The sequence below is a fragment of the Streptomyces crystallinus genome (genome assembly GCF_039521265.1).
Classification (GTDB): domain Bacteria; phylum Actinomycetota; class Actinomycetes; order Streptomycetales; family Streptomycetaceae; genus Streptomyces; species Streptomyces crystallinus.
The window spans coordinates 233,434-249,228 of sequence record NZ_BAAACA010000009.1; the positions used below are offsets into that span (position 1 = coordinate 233,434).

Below are 15,795 nucleotides of genomic sequence, written 5' to 3' on the forward strand. Positions count from 1 at the left end.
CCGATGACCACCCTCGACGAACGCGGCCGGGAGCACGACGAGGACCCGGCCCTGCGCACCGGCGCGGCGGTCGCCCTCGACGACCCGGCCGCGCTGCTCCCGCTGTCCGCCGGTTCCAAGGCCGCCAACCTGGCGCGGGCCGCGGCCGCCGGGCTGCCCGTCCTGCCCGGCTTCGTCATCCCGGACCACGCCGGTGACGACGCCGAGGCCCTGCGGCACGCCTGGCGCGAGCTCTCCCACGACGGCACGGCCCCGCTGGTCGTACGCTCCTCGTCGCCGCAGGAGGACACCCAGGAGTCCTCCCTGGCGGGGCAGTTCGCCTCGGTGCTCGACGTCCGCGGCTGGCCCGCGTTCCGCGCGGCGGTACGCACGGTCCTCGACTCGGCGGACCGGCCGGACGGCACCCGGGTCCCCATGGCCGTCCTCGTCCAGCCCATGCTCGACGCGCGCGTGGGCGGTGTGCTCTTCGGCGCCGACCCCGTCGAGGGCCGACTGGACCGGATGCTGGTCAGCGCCGTGCGCGGCGGGCCCGATGCGCTGGTCAGCGGGGAACAGGACGGCACCAGCTACCACCTGACGCGCTCCGGCCGACGGCTGCGCCCCACTCCCCCGCACCCCGCCGGTGAACACCTGCTGACCCGCACCGAGCTGCACCGCCTCGCGCGCCTCGCCCGACAGGTGGAGAAACTCTTCGGCGGCCCGCAGGACATGGAGTTCAGCTTCGACGCGGCAGGTCGCCTGTGGCTGTTCCAGGCCCGGCCCATCACCGCCATGACCGCGCGCCCCGCACGCGGCGCCCGGCTGCTCGGCCCCGGCCCCGTCGCCGAAACCCTCCCCGGCACCCTGCAACCCCTGGAGGAGGACCTGTGGGTGGCGCCGATGGCCCGGGGGCTCGGCGCGGCGCTCGACATCGGCGGCAGCGCACCGCGCCGGCTGCTGCGCACCCACCCCGTGGTGACCACGGTCGCCGGCCGCGCCGCGGCGGACCTGCGGCTGCTGGGTGCGGTGCCGCCACGCCACCGGCTGCTCGCCCGGCTCAACCCGCTGCCCGGCGCCCGCCGGCTCGCGGCCGCCTGGCGCACCGGACGACTCACCCGCGCCCTGCCCGACCTCGCCCTCGATCTCACGGCCGACATCGACCGGCGGCTGGCCGAGACCCCGGCACCGGCCGAGCTCTCCCGTACCGAGCTGGCCGATCTGCTGCGCTGGACCCGCTCCGCCCTGGTGGCCCTGCACGCCCAGGAGGCGCTGGCGGGCGCGTTGCTGCGCGAGAGCGACACCCGTACGGCCGCGGGCGCGGCGCTCGCCGCACTCGCCGAGTGCCGAGACCGAGGACTCACGGACGCCGAGACCGTGGCGGTGGCACCGGTGGTCCTGGCACTCACTCCGCCGAGCCTCACCACCCCGTTACGGCTGCCACCGACGACGCATGACGGCGACAGACCCGCAGGCACGGCTGCGGATTCCGCTCTCCCCGCCCTGCCGGCCCGGGAGTCCCTGCGGCTGCGCGTCCGCTGGGTCCACCAGCTCCAGACCCACCTCGTCCACGACGCCGCACGCCGCCTCGCCCTGTCCCGCCGAGCCGTCGCGCTGCTGCGCTGGCCCGAGTTGCTCGGCGCGCTCGACGGCGGCCGTCTCCCGGCCGACGTGGCCCAGCGGCTCCCCCGCCCCGACGCGCCGCCGCTGCCGGACGCCTTCCGTGTGGCGGACGACTCGGTCGTCGTCGCCGAACGCCCGCGCGAGGGCGGGGCGCCGGCCCAGGGCGTCTCCGGCGGGCGCGCCAGCGGAACCGTCTGGGACGGGCGGGGTGAGCGCCCCGACGACCCCGTCCTGGTCGTCCGCACCCTCGACCCGGCCCTGGCCCCGCTGCTGCCGCATCTGACCGCCCTGGTCGCCCAGACCGGCAGCCCGCTGTCCCATCTGGCGGTCCTGGCACGGGAGTTCAAGGTGCCCGCCGTGGTGGGCGCCGCCGACGCCGTACAGCGCTTCGCGCCCGGAACCCGGCTGGCCGTCGACGGCACCAGCGGCGAGCTGCGCGCCGAGGACACCCGCACCCGAGAGGCGGCCGACCGATGAAGCGACTGGCCCACCTCTTCGCGGGCGCCGCCGGGCTCGGCGCGGGCTCGTACGTCGTCATCTACCTCTACCGCTGGCAGTGGCAGCGCGCGATCATGTGCGGTGTCCTGCTGCTCGTCGCCGAGGTGCTGCTGCTCGGCCTGATCGTCCTGGGCCGGCTCAGCCGTATCGAGCAGCGCATCAGCGAGGGCGACCGCCGTCACGCCGACGTCCTGGCGCGTCTGGAACAACCCCGCGCCCAGCACCCCGCCGCACGCTTCCGCTGGCTGGACGACGTGCGTGTGGAGCGCACCCATGTGTTCGTGCCCGTCCTGATGGCCGCGGGCGCCGTGCTCTCGGGCCTGGCGCGGCTCGTCCAGAAGATCGCCCAGAGCACCGTGCGCCCGGCCGCCGACCGCCGGGCCGCGGGCCGTCTCGCCATCCTCGCCGCGCCGCCGCTGGGCACCGACCTCGACACCCTGCCGCCGACCCGCCCGGACCGGCGGCAGACCCGCCACCGCGTCACCGGTTTCATCGCCGGAACCACAGCACTGACCGCGCTCGTTCTCGGCCTCGGTGAACTGACCGAAACCCGCCCCGAGAAACACCCCTCCGACACCGTGGCGACCTCCGTGGTGGTGCGCCTCGCCACCCGGGGCGTCGTCGGCGACGAGTACCGGGCCCTGCTGGCCGACGAGATCTGGAACCGCTGCCGCCACTCCACCGCCGTACCGTTGTACGAGACCACGCTCGGCAGCCTCGGCGACGGCCTCTACGCGGGGGCCGTCCGCCCCGCCCTCACCGACCACGACCGGATGCGGCTGCGCGGCTGTCTGGAGGACACGGCGACCGACCGCGCCTACTTCAAGGTCGTCGGCATGGACCAGACCAAGAAGAGCTGATCAGGGATCGGATCAGGCAGGGCCGTCGTCGGACCGGGCGGCCACAACGGCCGAAGGACGGCGGTTGGCGGGGGCGGTGAGGGTAGGCGCACGGGAGAGAGCCCGGTTCCCCGTCCCGTCAGGAGGCCGCCCATGGCCACCACCTCGCCCCCTCGCCGCCGGCCGCCCCCGGACTACGGGACGGTCCGCCCGAAGCGCTCCCTGTGGGCCGGAGTGCTCATCGGGGTCGGGATCGCCGCGTTCGTCGACGAGACGGTGTTCCACCAACTCCTGCACTGGCACCACTTCTACGACAAGTCCACCCCGGGCGTGGGCCTGGTCTCCGACGGCCTCTTCCACGCCTTCGGCTGGCTGGCCGTCGTCCTCGGGCTGGTCCTGGTGGCGGACCTGCGGCGGTGCGGCGCGCTCACCGGAGTGGGTCTGACCGGCGGGATCCTGCTGGGCGCGGGGTTCTTCCAGCTCTACGACGGAACGATCCAGCACAAGCTCCTCAAACTGCACCAGATCCGCTACCACGTCGACCTCGTCCCCTACGACTGGACCTGGAACGTACTGGCGGTGGTCCTCCTGATCGTGGGCGCCCTGCTGGTCAGGCGTGCCCACTCCCGCGAAGCGCACGGGCCCGAGGCGGCCGAGGGCCCGGAGCCGGGCTGATGGTGTCCGCGTCCCCGCACTCGGCACACGCCCTGGGCGCCCCGGCCGGGCTGGCCGCCGTGCTCGCCGTGAGCGCGGGAGCGGCCTACCTCCTGGCGGCGCGACGGCTGCGGCGCCGAGGCGATGAGTGGCCGTGGTCACGGGACGCCTTCTTCGGCGCGGGCCAGGCCGCGCTGGCCGCGGTGGCGCTGGCACCGGTACCGGGCGGGGAGTTCACCGCGCACATGGTCCGCCATCTGGTCGTCGGCATGGCCGCCCCGCTGCTCCTGGTGCTGGGGCGCCCGGTGACCCTCGCCCTGCGCGCTCTGCCGGCGGGCCCGGTACGGCGCGCTCTGCGCGCGGTGGTCCGCACCCGGCTGTTCGGGCCGCTGTTCCTGCCGCCGGTGGCCGCGCTGCTCGACGTGGGAGGCCTGTGGCTGCTGTACCGCACCCGGCTGTTCGCCCGGGTCCACGACCACCCCTGGCTGCACGCCGCCGTCCACACCCACGTTCTGGCCGCCGGTCTGCTGTTCGGCTTCGCCCTGTGCCAACTCGACCCCGTACGCCACCGCTACGGCCTGCCGCTGCGCGCCGCCACCCTGGTCGCCGCCGGCACCGCCCACGGGGTGCTGGCCAAGACGCTCTACGGCGCCCCGCCGCCCGGCACCGCGTTCACCGGCCCCGACCTGGCCCGCGCCGCGGAGATGATGTACTACGGCGGCGACCTGGTGGAGATCGCCCTGGCGGCCGTACTGGCCCGCCAGTGGTACACCGCCACCGGCCGCCGGGGCGTCCCCGCGGCCCCCACGGCGACCGGCCGACAGCGCCAACTGAGCCGCCGTCAGGCCTTCAGCGGTCCCTGCGACGTCGGGGCCGCGACCGTGGCCCAGAAGGCGCACTGGTGGGCCGCCTCGAAGTCGCCCCGAAGGGTCACCGCGTCCGGGGCCAGGGAGAGCGGGCGATAGGGGCCCGGGGCGGTGGCGGGCCAGGTGACGGGGTCGGGGGCCGCCGTGGTGGCGAACCGGGCCCACAGGGTGGTCATGGTCTGCGCAAGACGTGTCTGGGCCGGGTCGAAATGCACCTCGGGCGCGGCGAGATAGCCGAACAGGTAGGGGATCTCGGCGCCGTGGTAGGCGCCCAGCGGGAAGTCCGGGGGCACGTTGTACAGGACGGGCGCGGACCGGTCGGCGAACTCGTAGGCGAAGACCCGGCCCGGTGTCGCCGTGGCGAGCTGCCGTGCCGACTCGCGGACGGGGCAGGCGACGAGGTAGTCGCCGAACGCGGCCGCGAAGGCCAGCCGGTGGTCGTTGCCGTACCGCGACGCCGGGTAGCGCGCGGCGACCCGCAGGCCGTCCCGCTTGAACAGGGTGGCGAGGACGACGGGGTAGGTGACGGCGTTCAGGCGCACCCCGCCGGACTCGACGATGAGGGCGCCGATGGTGCCCTCGTCCAGGGTGTTGCCGAGCAGCACCGGGACCTTCGCGTGGTCGCCCGCCGCGATGGCCCGCGCGGGCGGCACGGGCAGGACGGGGGTGCCGGAGACCGGCCACCAGGGCGCCGCGCCGCTGGTCGGCGCCTTGAGCAGCTCGGCGGCGGACTTGCCCCGCAGGCAGCTGACCACTGCGGCGGGGCCGCCCGGGCAGTGCGCGCCCCGGGCGAAGGCGGTGCCCGCCGAACTGGCCTCGGCCAGCGGCCGGGCCGCCACTCCGCACGGCGCGCTCTGCACGACGGCGCGCGCGAACAGGCCGCGCGAGCCGGGCGCCACCAGGTGGTCGCAGACACTGAGGCCGCCCGAGGACTGGCCGGCCGCCGTGACCTTGCCGGGGTCGCCCCCGAAGGCCGCCGCGTTGGCCCGGGTCCACCGGAGCGCGGCCTGCTGGTCCAGCAGGCCGTAGTCGCCGGACCCGGTGTCCGGGGCCTCGGCGGTCAGCCCCGGGTGGGCGAGGTATCCGAAGACGCCGAGCCGGTAGTTGGCCGTGACCACGACGAGGTCGCCCGTCCGGGCCAGCCGGGACGCGTCGTAGTGGGCGGCGGTCCCGGAGACGAACGAGCCGCCGTGGAACCACACCAGGACGGGTTTGCCACCGCCGCCGCCGGGCGGGGTGAAGACGTTGAGGTAGAGGCAGTCCTCGTTGGTGACCTCGGCGGCGCCGAGCACCGGCCGGGCCTGCTGGGCGCACGCCCCGGCGAAGCGGGTGGCGTCGCGGACGTCGGACCACGGGGTGACGGGCGCCGGCGGCCGCCACCTGCGCTCCCCCACCGGCGGCGCGCCGAACGGGATGCCCAGGAAGGCCCGGCCGCGGTCGGTGACCACTCCCCGTACGCGTCCGGTGTCCGTGGCGACGACGGACGGGTCGTCCGGCGCCCGCCCACCCGCCTGGGCCGGTACCGCCGCGGTCAGGCAGAGCAGGGCGAGCAGGGACGCGAACAGGCTGCGTGGAGAGGCCATGAGAGGTCTCTACCCGGGCGCGGGACGGCTTTCCTTCCCCCGAAAGGGGCACACCTGAACGACCGTGCACCCGGGCGTGGTCACCCCGGGAAGGGGCCCGCCACCGGCGGGAAGGACGCCCTGACGACCGTGCCCCGGCCCGGGCGCCGGGCGAGGGTGAACTGCCCGCCCAGCTCGGTCGCCCGCTCCCGCATGGAACGGATGCCCACCCCGTCGCCCGAGCGGTGTTCCACGAACCCGTGCCCGTCGTCGCTGACCTCGATGAGCACCTCGTCCGGCACCACCCGCACCCGCAGCACGGCCGCGTCGGCCCCGGAGTGCCGTACGACGTTGTTCAGCGCCTCGCCCCCGATGAGGTAGACGGCCACCTCGACGGCGGCCGGAAGCCCGGGCAGCGGGTCGGGGGCGAAGCACACGTCCACCGGCAGCCGCTGCCCGAACCGGTCGGCCAGCTGCCGCAGCGCGCCGTCGAGCCCGTTGCGGTCCAGCGCCGCAGGCGCGAGGCCGGCGGAGATCTGGCGCAGTTCGGCGATGGCCTGCCCGATGCCCTCGGAGGCCGTCTCCAGCGGCTTGGCGGCGGCGGAGCCGTCCGCCACGGCGAAGCGCGCGGTGTCGATCTGGAGCCGGGCCCCCGACAGGGCGGGCCCCAGACTGTCGTGCAGATCGTGCCGCAGGGCGCGGCGCGCCTCCTCGCGAGTCACCACCATGCGTTCACGGGCCGCCCGCAGGTCCTCGTAGAGGCGTACGGAGGCGAGCGCGGGCGACGCCTGGTCGGCGAGGGAGCGCAGCACCTCCTGGTCCTGGCGGTCCAGCACCCGTTGCCCCGCCCTCGGGGCGACGCGCAGCTCGCCGACGACATTGCCCTCGTACGTGAGGGGGAACCCGTAGGAGTCGGGCACCGGCTCCCCGGCGGCGGCCAGGGTGCGCGGGCCGCCGCGCGTGTCGACCACCACTTCGGCCCCGGGCAGGTTGAGAGTGCTCACCACGGTGTCGCACAGCAGCCGTGGGGCCTGGGCCGGGGCGGCGGCCTGGCTGAGCCGTCGGGAGAGGGCGCGGACGACCTGGTAGGGGCGGGCGCGGTCGCCGTAGTAGACGCGGTCCACCACGCGTACGGCCAGCCGGGCGCAGGGGTAGAGCAGCGCGCCGCAGGCCAGGCCCACCGCGCCCGAGACGAGGGCCTGCCTGCTCAGCCCGCCGGGCAGGGCGCGCAGCACCAGCAGGGAACCGAGGGTGTACACGGCGATCAGGGCGGCGGTGAGCAGCAGGGAGGCCAGTATCTTGCGGGTGGCGCGGTCCAGTTGGCCCGAGCGGTCCCGGCTGATGCCGTAGATCGCGCAGAAGGGCCAGAGGAACGCCACGGCGTACGCGTAGGTCCACAGGGCGCCGGTCGGCGGGGCGACGCGGTTGACGTAGAGGAACACCAGCCACAGCACATACGGCAGTACGGGGACGATCTGCCGCCGGTCGGGGGTGTGCCACCAGCGCACGGCCATGACGGTGAGACCGGTCAGCAGGAGGACGGTCGTGACGGGGGTGACGGAGACATGGTCGAGCAGGGCGACCCGCAGCCGCTGCCAGGCACCCTGGGCGAACGGGTCGGGCACGGTGTAGGGGACGGGGTCGGTGTAGGCGGGCAGCAGGCTCCACAGCGCGACCAGGACGAGGTAGGGCCGCCACACCCGGTGGTGCGGCAGTTCGCCGCTGGGCAGGTACAGCGGCAGCGCGTAGAAGGTGAACGCGGCCAGCGCGTAGGAGAGCCGGGAGAAGAGGGCCACGGTGACGCCCAGGGCGTGCGGGGCGCCGGCGACGGTGACGGCGATCAGGGCCGCGTCGGAGAGGACGCTGGACGTGCCGGCCGCGACCAGCAGCGGCCCCAGCACACTGCGGGGGCGATGGGCCGTCATGAAGGCGCCCAGCAGGACGACTCCGGTGGCGGCCACGACCGGGACACCGCGGGGAAGGATGTACGGCGTCAGCCGCGCGTCGTCCAGATGGGCGAGGGCGAGGACCGCCCAGATCACCGCGGAGGCGAGGGTCAGGCCGTACGCGGCGAGGGCCGGAGCCGCCCGCCCGCTTCGTACGCTCGCCCTCTCGTCCACCGCGAGCGCCCCTTCAGTCCTCGTCGCCCAGGCCCGCGTCGCGCGCTCTGGCGACCGCCTCGGCGCGCGTGGTGACCTGGAGTTTGTCGAAGATGTGCGTGACGTGGTTGCGGACCGTCTTCTCGGACAGCACCAGCTGCCGGGCGATATGGCGGTTGTCCAGGCCCCGGGCGATGAGCTCCAGGACCTCCGCCTCGCGCGCGGTGAGCGCCGGGAAGAGCTGCTCGGCGTCGTGGTGGCGGCCCTCGCGCAGCAGCGCGGTGAGGCGCTCGGCGGTCTGCGGGCCGAAGACCGCACCGCCGGCGGCCACCGTGCGTACCGCGTGCAGCACCTCCGCCGCGCCCGCGCCCTTGACCAGATAGCCACGGGCACCGGCCTGGAGGGCGGCCAGCAGGCTGCCGTCGTCGTCGGACATGGTCAGCATCAGCACCGGAAGCCCGGGGTGGAGGCCGCCGAGCCGGCGGGTGACGTCGATGCCGGAGGCGTCGGGCAACGACAGGTCCATGACGACCACGTCCGGGGTCCGGCGCGCCACCGCCTCCAGCGCCTCGGCGCCGGTGGCGGCCTCGGCGACCACGTCGGTGGCGCCGGTGCTCTCCAGGGCGGCCCTCAGGCCGCTGCGGAACAGCGGGTGGTCGTCGACGATCAGGACACGGGGCACGGCGGCGTCCTCGTCTTCTTGGCTCACAGGGCGACGTTAGCGGCCGCCCCGGGCGATCTCCCGTTTTGTCGCCCGCCCCGGCGCCGTCGAAGGCGCCGGGGGGGACGGGGTCAGGCCTGGTGGGTACCGGTCATCAGCGCGGCCATGTCCTCCGGCGCGATCCACGAGGGCGGGGGCGGCTGGCCCCAGCTGAAGAAGCTCTCGTTGACGTCGAAGACCTCCGGGTCCCACAGCTGGTCGTCGACGATGCAGTCCATGTCGGAGTAGTACTCCGTGAAGTTGCCCGCCGGGTCCTTGAGGTACCAGAAGAAGTTGGAGCCGATGTGGTGCCGGCCGAAGCCCCAGATGTGGCGCTCGGGGTGGTCCTCCAGCATGGCCATGGCGCCGCGCCCGATGTCGTCCACGTCGTCGACCTGCCACGACGTGTGGTGCAGGAAGGGCACCGGCGCCTTCAGGACCAGCAGGTTGTGGTGGTCGGTGGTGCAGCGCAGGAAGGATCCCGCGTCGCCCAGCGAGTCGCTGGTCTTGAAGCCGAGGCCGTCGCCGAAGAACGCGGCGGTGGCCCGGGGGTCGGGTGTGCCGAGGACGGCGTGCCCCAGCTTGCTGGGCCGCACCCGGTCGGGGCGCAGGATGCCCGGGGCGCGTCCCGCCGTGCGCTCGGTGCGCCCCGGCCCGTTGTACGGGGTGGGGGGCGTCGGGGCCGGAGCGGGGCGGGGTTCTATCTGGAGGACGGCCCGGGCCCCGGTGACGGGTTCGGCCGCGCTCAGGGTGGGGCCGGGCCCGCGGACGGCCACGATGCCCATCCGGCGCAGCCGGGCGTCGGCCGCGTCGAGGTCGTCGGGGTCGTCGACGCCGACGCGCATCTCGACGAGGCGGCGGGTGGGCGCCGTGACGATCCTCAGCTGGCGGCCGCCGTCGCGGGTGGCGAACCAGCCGTTGTCCTGGGCGCGCAGCCCGAGTTCGGTGTAGTACGGGGCGGTCGCCTCGGGGTCGGGAACGCCGATGGTGACGGAGGACAGGCGGTGCAGTGACATGGCGCTGTTCCTTTCGTGGTGTCAGGGCAGGACGGCGTCGCCGCGTGCCGCGCGCAGGGCCTGCGCGACGATGGTCAGGGTGGGGTTGACGGCGGCGGACGAGGGGAAGAAACCGCCGTCGACGACGAACAGGTTGCGCACCTCATGGCTGCGGCAGTACGGGTCGAGGACCGAGCGTGCGGGGTCGTGCCCGGCGAGGGTCGTGCCGCACTGGTGGCCGGTGTGCTCGACGCCCATGCGGTGGGTGAGGACGAGCGGGTATCCGGCACGGCGCATCATCCGGGCCCCTTCGCGCACCAGGCGCCGGTGGGCGCGGGCGTTGGCGGGGTGCCAGTGGAGGGTGATGCCTCCCCCGGGCCCGAGCAGCACCCGGTTCTGCGGGCGCGGCAGGTCCTCCGAGATGAGCCACCAGTCGACGCTGTGGGCCGCCAGCTCGCCCAGGACGCGGCGGGGCACCCGCGGGTGCGCGGTCGCCATCGCGGCCGGGTGCACCTTGCCCATCAGCTGGAGGTTGCCCAGCGGGTGCGGGGTGCGGGCGCCGGCCCGGTAGAAGTCGTTGACGGCGAGGGTCTTCTGGAAGACCGCCGGGTTGCGGCGGCGCGGATCGACGGCCATCAGCATGCTGTTGTGGTGCAGCATCAGGTTGCGTCCCACCAGGCCGCTGCCGTTGCCGAGCCCCTCGGGGTGGGCGCTGTCCGCCGAACGCAGCAGCAGCGCGGCGGAGTTGACGGCCCCGCAGGAGACGACGACGGTCCCGGCGGTGAGAGTGACGGGGTGGCCGTTCCTGGCGGCCTCGACGGTGGTGACCCGGCGCCCGGACGGGTCGGTGCGCAGCCGCGAGACATAGGTGTCGGTGAGCAGCCGGACCGTCGGGGAGCGCAGGGCCGGCCACAGGGCCCGGGTCTCCGCGTCGCTCTTGGCGCCGACACGGCACGGGAAGCCGTCGCAGGTGCCGCAGCGCTCACACGTACCTCCCTCGGCCAGGTCCACGCCCAGTTCGAGCGGGTAGGGGTGGAGCCCCTGGGCGCGCAGCCGCTGCTCCAGCTCCGCGATCCGGGGCGCGTGGGCGACCGGCGGGTGCGGGTAGGGCCCGGAGCGGTCCGGCTCGGTGGGGTCGTGGCCCCCCTGGCCGTGCACCCGGTAGAGGCGTTCGGCCTCGGCGTAGAACGGCTCCAGGTCGGTGTAGCCGAACGGCCAGGCCGGGGAGGTGCCGTCCAGGTGCTCGACCGCGTCGAAGTCGCTCTCGCGCAGCCGGGGCAGGCTCGCCCCGTAGACCTTGGTGGTACCGCCGACGTAGTAGTGGGCGGCGGGGGTGAAGGGCCGGCCGCCGGTGGTGCGCCAGGTCTCCGCGTTGCGGTAGCGGCCGTCGCCGAAGACGGCCTCCGGCGACCAGTTGGCCTCCTCGCGCGGCAGGAACCCGCCGCGCTCGACGACCAGGACGCGGGCGCCGGTCCGGGCGAGGGCCCACGCCACGGTCGCTCCCCCGGCGCCGGAGCCGATCACGACGACGTCGGCGTCGTAGCGGGTGGCGTCGTGGCGGACCACGGGCGGGGTGCCCGGTCCCCAGATGCCAGTCATGTCCCTCTCCCTTCGTGCGGTGCCCTCGGTCGGTACAGGCGTACGTCGGTGTGGTCCTCGTAGGGCTGGTGCGGGGGCGCGTGGACGAGTTCGAGGTGCAGGCCCCAGGGGGTGGTGAGGTACACCCATCGCGTGCCGCGGATGGGTCCCTCGCCGACCTCCTGCGGCTCGCCGAGCATCCGTACGCCGGGCGTCGCGGTGAGGTGGCGGACGCTGCCCTCGAAGTCGTCCGTCCACAGCGCCAGATGGTGGCCGCCCACGTCGCTGTTGCGGGGCATCTGCCGACGTCGGCCGGGCCCGGTGTACTCGAAGAGTTCGACGTTGAGGGCGGCGCCCAGACGCAGCATCGCGATCTGGACGGTGGCCCTGGGGTCGACGCCGAGCTGGCGGCGCATCCAGTCGTCGTCGGCGGCGATCGGCCCGGTGCGGTAGGCCTCCTCCGCGCCCAGGACGCCGGTGAAGAAGGCGACGGCCTCATCGAGGTCGGGCACGGTGAAGGCGATGTGGTGGGCGCCTCGCAGACCCGGGACGCGCGAAGTGGTGGCGGGGGCAGGGACGTTGGTGGTCATGTCCGCTCCTTGGTCGTGTCGGGGGTACGGGGTGGCAGGCGCCGGGCGACGGCGGCCGGGGTGACGGTCAGACAGAGCAGTTCGGCGCCCCGGGGTCCGGCCCGCAGGCTGATGTCCCGCGCGGTGCGGGCCAGCAGCAGGCCGCCCGCGCCCAGCGCCCTGGCGGGTCGGCGGGCGCCGGTCCACCGGGCGGTGAGCGGGCCGCTCAGGACGTACCAGGCCGCTTCGGCGTCGCCCCGGCCGACGAGGTCGTACTGGGCGTGCGGCGGCAGGCTGATCCGGTCGACGGCCTCGCACTCGCTGTGCAGCATGCCCCGCCGGGCCAGACAGCGGACGCGGACGGGGTCCTGCCCGTCGGTGTGGAGAGCGGCTGTGCGGCGGCTCGCGTTGATGATCACGGGTGGTCCTCTCTCGGTACGTCCAGAAGGGCGTGGAAGTACTCCAGGCCCTCGGCGCCCGCCCGCAGGCGGGTCTTGGTGCCCAGGGGCAGGGTCAGCGAGACGCCCGGGCCGAGCGCCACGCCGGTGGCCCCGACCTCGGCCGTCCCGGCGCCGTCCGTGACGTACACGGTGTGCTCGACGCTCTCGGCGGCCAGTTCGGCCATGTCGTTCGGGAGCAGCCGGGTGACGCGCACGGTGCGCAGGGGGCCGCTGAGCACGGTGGCGGCGTCCACCGGGCCGGCCCGGCGCAGGTCGGCGATGACGGCGTGGCCGGTGCGGGCTGCATGGTGCATGGCGGTGTCCTTCCGGGAGTCGGGCTGCCCGGTTGTCGGGCCGGGTGGCGCCGGGACTTCGATGACCAGCCAGGACAGCGGGCGCTGGGCCGTGTTGCGCAGGCCGTGGCGGCGCCCGAGGGCGGTGAGGACAGCCGTGCCCGGCCGGACGGCGTGGGGGCGCCCGTCCAGGGTGATCTCGCCCTCGCCTTCGAGGACGAAGTACAGCTCCTCGGTGCGGGTGTGCCGGTGTTCGCCGCTGACGCCGCCGGGCGGCAGCCACGCCCACTCGACCGCTTCCCACCGGCCGTGCAGTCCGGTGCGCCGGGCCAGGCACGTCCAGCGCGAGTGGCCGCCCGCCGCGTGCACGCCGTGGACGTCGGCCGGTTCGCGGACGTCCGCGACGACGACTGCCTCACGCATGACCGGCCTCCTCGTCTGCGGTGTGAGAGGCCTTCAGGCGCCCGGCGGCGTCGGCCAGTTCGCCGGGGGTGACGTCGTCGACGAAGACGGCGTCGCCGATGCCGGCGGGCAGCGGAAGCCGCTGGCTGCCGTCGCGGTGGCGGACCGTGTCCACCAACGCCTCGCCCAGCACGGCCGGTTCGCACAGCCGGTGCCAGATGGGCAGACGCAGCCCGCGCATCACGTCCAGGATCCGCCGTCGCTCCTTCGGCCGGACCAGGCCGCGCCGTTCGGCGATCAGCGTGGTCAGGGCCATGTCGAGGCAGACCGCCTCGCCGTGCAGCAGCTCGGGCAGGGCGCGCATCTCCAGCGTGGGGCTGAAGGAGTGGCCGTAGTCGACGACCCGCTCCAGCTCGCTCTCCCACAAGTTGCCCTGGAGCTCCTCCAGCATCCCGTGCACGGCCCGGCCCAGTACCTCCCGGACGACCGGACTCAGCCGCCGGCCGCCCTGGAAGTGCTCGCCGACCAGTCGGGCGCCATGCGTCTCCAGCAGACCGAACAGCTCACGGTCCTTGATCAGCGCGATCTTGAGGATCTCGGCCATGCCGTTGCTCAGGTGCCGCCGGTCGAGGGTGGCCAGGAAGCGCGGGTCCAGGAGCGTCTGGGCCGCGGGGTGGTAGGTGCCGAGCCGGTTCTTGTGCGGGCCGAAGTTCACCCCGGTCTTCGCCCCGACCCCGGCGTCGACGAGGCCGATCAGCGTGGTGGGGACGCGGACGTACGGGGTGCTGCGGCGGTAGAGGCTGCACGCCAGGCCGACGACGTCCATCAGGACACCGCCGCCGAGGGCGACGACGGGCTCGCTGCGCCGGGCGATGCCGAACCGGTCCATCGCCCGCGCCACCGAGAAGACGGCGTCCATCGTCTTGAGCTGCTCATGGGCGGTCAGCACATGGATCTCGTAGTCGAGGCCGCGGGCGGCTCCGTAGGCGCGCAGCCGGTCGCCGTACAGCTCGTCGACCGTGCTCTCCACGACGAGGAGCCGGCGCGGCGGGGCCGGGCCGTCGCCCGGGACCCCCGCACCCGCGAGCGCGGGATTGCGCGGATCCAGGACGTCCGGCGTGAAGCCCACCTCGTAGCGGACGGGCTTGGCGGTGCTCACGATCCAGGAGCGGACCGGCTCGCCCGAGGTGAACAGGCCGTGGGAGGAACGAGGGGCCAGGGTGGTCACGGGGGGTCTCCTCACAGGAAGTGGGGGGGCGGGGGCCGGTGGGTCCTATGGGTCTGGTGGGTCTGGTGGGTCTGGTGGGTCTGGTGGGGCGATCAGGCCAGTGGCCCGGTTCGGGATGTCCCTCACCACGCTGCGGTTCCCGGTGCCCCGGGCACATGAGGCGCCGGTCCCGACCGGGTCCCGGCCCGGTCCCGGCCGCCGGGGCGGGGCACCAGACCGTCCTCCGCCGCCGCGACCGCCTCCAGGCCGGCCCGCAGGGTGTCGAGGCCGACCGTGGCGACGGTGTGGCCACCGCACACATGCGGCTGTCCCAGGGTGTCGAGGAGCACCATGCCGAGGCTGCGGTCCGGCTCGCCGGTGAACTCGTGCGCGGTGAAGTCGTGCGCGCCGGGGCCGGTCGCGGAGGTCCGCAGAACGCCCAGCACGTCCTGGGCGGTGACGGGCGCGGGAAGGACGTCGGGAGCGCCCCAGCGCGCCAGCAGCTCGCGGTGTGCGGCCTCCCCCGCCGCGTCGAGCAGCCCCGTCCGGCGCGCGCACCGGGCGGCCACGAGCAGCCCCAGCGCGACGGCGTCGCCGTACCGCAGGGCTCCGACGCCGAGCACACGCAGGGCGTCGGCCACGGTGTGCCCGTAGCGGAACACCCCGGCCGGGCCGTCCTCCAGCGGGTCGTAGCAGGTGAGCGCGGCCCGGGCGTCCGCGCACAGCGCGATGAAGGAAGCCAGCGCGCTCCGGTCGTACCGGCCGTCGGGTCGCAGCCGCGCGCAGATCTGGTCGTACGAGGCCGGACACACCGACAGCACATTCCTGACCAGCGCGTACAGCCCCGGCCGCACGGCTCCGGGTGTCAGGGTGTCGAGGAACTCCAGCTGCGCCCGGACCAGCACCGGCACCCGGCGCGGCCCGGTGGGGCCGACCAGCGACAGCGCCGTGTCGAGCGCGGCGGGCAGCGTGGTCGGCAGCAGCAGCGGGCCCCGGCGGGTGTGCGCGGCGGCCCGGCCGACGGCGTCGAGGACGCTGGTGCCGCCCAGGGCGACGATCACGGCCTCGGAAGGGATCTCCTCGGCCCCGACGCCGTCCGGCCCCGAGGTCCCGACCCAGCGGGCGGGGGCCGCCGCGCCGAGGTGGTGCAGGACGCGGTGGGTGAGGGCCGTGGGGACGCCCTGGTCGGAGACGACCACGAAACGGTCGGCGTCGAGCCCCCGGGCGATAGCGGTCAGCTCGTCCCACGAGGCGGAGCCGGCCCGTATCTGCACGGGAAAGTGGGCGGGGCCGGAGCCGACGCTCCGGTCGATGGCCACGGCCGGCGAGGCCACGGGGAGAGAGGAGGAGAGCATGAGGGACTCACAGACCGGGCACTGCCCGACGCGGGATCGATTGCCCTCCCACCGTCGGCGCCCCCGGGCCCCGGACGCATGAGGCCCCGGCCCCGACGTGGCCCCATCACCGGTCCCGGGCGGGTGCGCCCTCCCGTAC

The 15,795-nt window shown here is 75.0% G+C and carries 13 protein-coding genes and 1 pseudogene; 4 read left to right on the top strand and 10 right to left on the bottom strand.

Features of this window, described 5'->3' with window-relative positions; all coding sequences use genetic code 11:
- The first annotated feature begins 3 nt into the window (after positions 1-3).
- The 4 genes from ABD236_RS08235 to ABD236_RS08250 all read left to right on the top strand — a co-directional run bounded on the left by ABD236_RS08235 (position 4) and on the right by ABD236_RS08250 (position 4,555).
- A complete protein-coding gene (locus tag ABD236_RS08235) occupies positions 4-2,076 on the top strand; it encodes a PEP/pyruvate-binding domain-containing protein (protein ID WP_344071827.1) in 2,073 nt (690 codons plus the stop codon).
- Positions 2,073-2,957, top strand: coding sequence for an anti-sigma factor (locus ABD236_RS08240; protein WP_344071829.1), 885 nt, complete (start codon positions 2,073-2,075; stop codon positions 2,955-2,957). Before ABD236_RS08235 ends, ABD236_RS08240 begins: the two co-directional genes overlap by 4 nt.
- Before the next feature lie 132 nt (positions 2,958-3,089).
- Positions 3,090-3,611, top strand: a complete 522-nt coding sequence (locus ABD236_RS08245) for a DUF2243 domain-containing protein (protein ID WP_344071831.1) — start codon at positions 3,090-3,092, stop codon at positions 3,609-3,611.
- Positions 3,611-4,555 carry a cytochrome c oxidase assembly protein gene (locus tag ABD236_RS08250; protein ID WP_344071833.1) on the top strand — a complete coding sequence of 315 codons (945 nt, stop codon included), beginning with the start codon at positions 3,611-3,613 and terminating at the stop codon, positions 4,553-4,555. Before ABD236_RS08245 ends, ABD236_RS08250 begins: the two co-directional genes overlap by 1 nt.
- Here ABD236_RS08250 and ABD236_RS08255 read toward each other — a convergent pair.
- The 10 genes and pseudogenes from ABD236_RS08255 to ABD236_RS08300 all read right to left on the bottom strand — a co-directional run.
- A pseudogene (locus ABD236_RS08255) lies at positions 4,537-6,039 on the bottom strand (carboxylesterase/lipase family protein); the annotation flags it as partial. The gene ABD236_RS08250 and the pseudogene ABD236_RS08255 overlap by 19 nt on opposite strands.
- A gap of 80 nt (positions 6,040-6,119) precedes the next feature.
- A complete protein-coding gene (locus ABD236_RS08260) occupies positions 6,120-8,138 on the bottom strand; it encodes a GAF domain-containing sensor histidine kinase (RefSeq protein ID WP_344071835.1) in 2,019 nt (672 codons plus the stop codon).
- 13 nt (positions 8,139-8,151) lie between these two features.
- Positions 8,152-8,826, bottom strand: a complete 675-nt coding sequence (locus ABD236_RS08265; protein WP_344071837.1) for a response regulator — start codon at positions 8,824-8,826, stop codon at positions 8,152-8,154.
- 83 nt (positions 8,827-8,909) lie between these two features.
- On the bottom strand, positions 8,910-9,833 hold the full coding sequence (locus ABD236_RS08270) for a VOC family protein (protein WP_344071839.1): 924 nt from the start codon (positions 9,831-9,833) through the stop codon (positions 8,910-8,912).
- A gap of 21 nt (positions 9,834-9,854) precedes the next feature.
- Complete coding sequence (locus tag ABD236_RS08275) at positions 9,855-11,411, bottom strand: FAD-dependent oxidoreductase (protein ID WP_344071841.1); 1,557 nt, start codon at positions 11,409-11,411, stop codon at positions 9,855-9,857.
- Positions 11,408-11,980, bottom strand: a complete 573-nt coding sequence (locus ABD236_RS08280) for a VOC family protein (RefSeq protein WP_344071843.1) — start codon at positions 11,978-11,980, stop codon at positions 11,408-11,410. Before ABD236_RS08280 ends, ABD236_RS08275 begins: the two co-directional genes overlap by 4 nt.
- The gene (locus ABD236_RS08285; protein ID WP_344071845.1) at positions 11,977-12,378 is read right to left on the bottom strand and encodes a hypothetical protein; all 402 of its coding nucleotides are present in this window, start codon (positions 12,376-12,378) and stop codon (positions 11,977-11,979) included. The genes ABD236_RS08280 and ABD236_RS08285 overlap by 4 nt, the downstream gene beginning before the upstream one ends.
- On the bottom strand, positions 12,375-13,115 hold the full coding sequence (locus ABD236_RS08290; protein ID WP_344071847.1) for a cupin domain-containing protein: 741 nt from the start codon (positions 13,113-13,115) through the stop codon (positions 12,375-12,377). The genes ABD236_RS08285 and ABD236_RS08290 overlap by 4 nt, the downstream gene beginning before the upstream one ends.
- Positions 13,108-14,322 carry a sedoheptulose 7-phosphate cyclase gene (locus ABD236_RS08295; protein ID WP_344071849.1) on the bottom strand — a complete coding sequence of 405 codons (1,215 nt, stop codon included), beginning with the start codon at positions 14,320-14,322 and terminating at the stop codon, positions 13,108-13,110. Before ABD236_RS08295 ends, ABD236_RS08290 begins: the two co-directional genes overlap by 8 nt.
- A 122-nt stretch (positions 14,323-14,444) precedes the next feature.
- On the bottom strand, positions 14,445-15,635 hold the full coding sequence (locus tag ABD236_RS08300) for a 3-dehydroquinate synthase family protein (RefSeq protein WP_344071851.1): 1,191 nt from the start codon (positions 15,633-15,635) through the stop codon (positions 14,445-14,447).
- Positions 15,636-15,795 lie beyond the last annotated feature (160 nt).

What these genes read in the sequence shown, in the direction of transcription:
- ABD236_RS08240 (WP_344071829.1), top strand. Translation starts at nt 2,073, where the DNA reads ATGAAGCGACTGGCCCACCTCTTCGCGGGCGCCGCCGGGCTCGGCGCG.
- ABD236_RS08280 (WP_344071843.1), bottom strand. Translation starts at nt 11,980, where the DNA reads ATGACCACCAACGTCCCTGCCCCCGCCACCACTTCGCGCGTCCCGGGT.
- ABD236_RS08235 (WP_344071827.1), top strand. Translation starts at nt 4, where the DNA reads ATGACCACCCTCGACGAACGCGGCCGGGAGCACGACGAGGACCCGGCC.
- ABD236_RS08275 (WP_344071841.1), bottom strand. Translation starts at nt 11,411, where the DNA reads ATGACTGGCATCTGGGGACCGGGCACCCCGCCCGTGGTCCGCCACGAC.
- ABD236_RS08250 (WP_344071833.1), top strand. Translation starts at nt 3,611, where the DNA reads ATGGTGTCCGCGTCCCCGCACTCGGCACACGCCCTGGGCGCCCCGGCC.
- ABD236_RS08290 (WP_344071847.1), bottom strand. Translation starts at nt 13,115, where the DNA reads ATGCGTGAGGCAGTCGTCGTCGCGGACGTCCGCGAACCGGCCGACGTC.
- ABD236_RS08245 (WP_344071831.1), top strand. Translation starts at nt 3,090, where the DNA reads ATGGCCACCACCTCGCCCCCTCGCCGCCGGCCGCCCCCGGACTACGGG.
- ABD236_RS08270 (WP_344071839.1), bottom strand. Translation starts at nt 9,833, where the DNA reads ATGTCACTGCACCGCCTGTCCTCCGTCACCATCGGCGTTCCCGACCCC.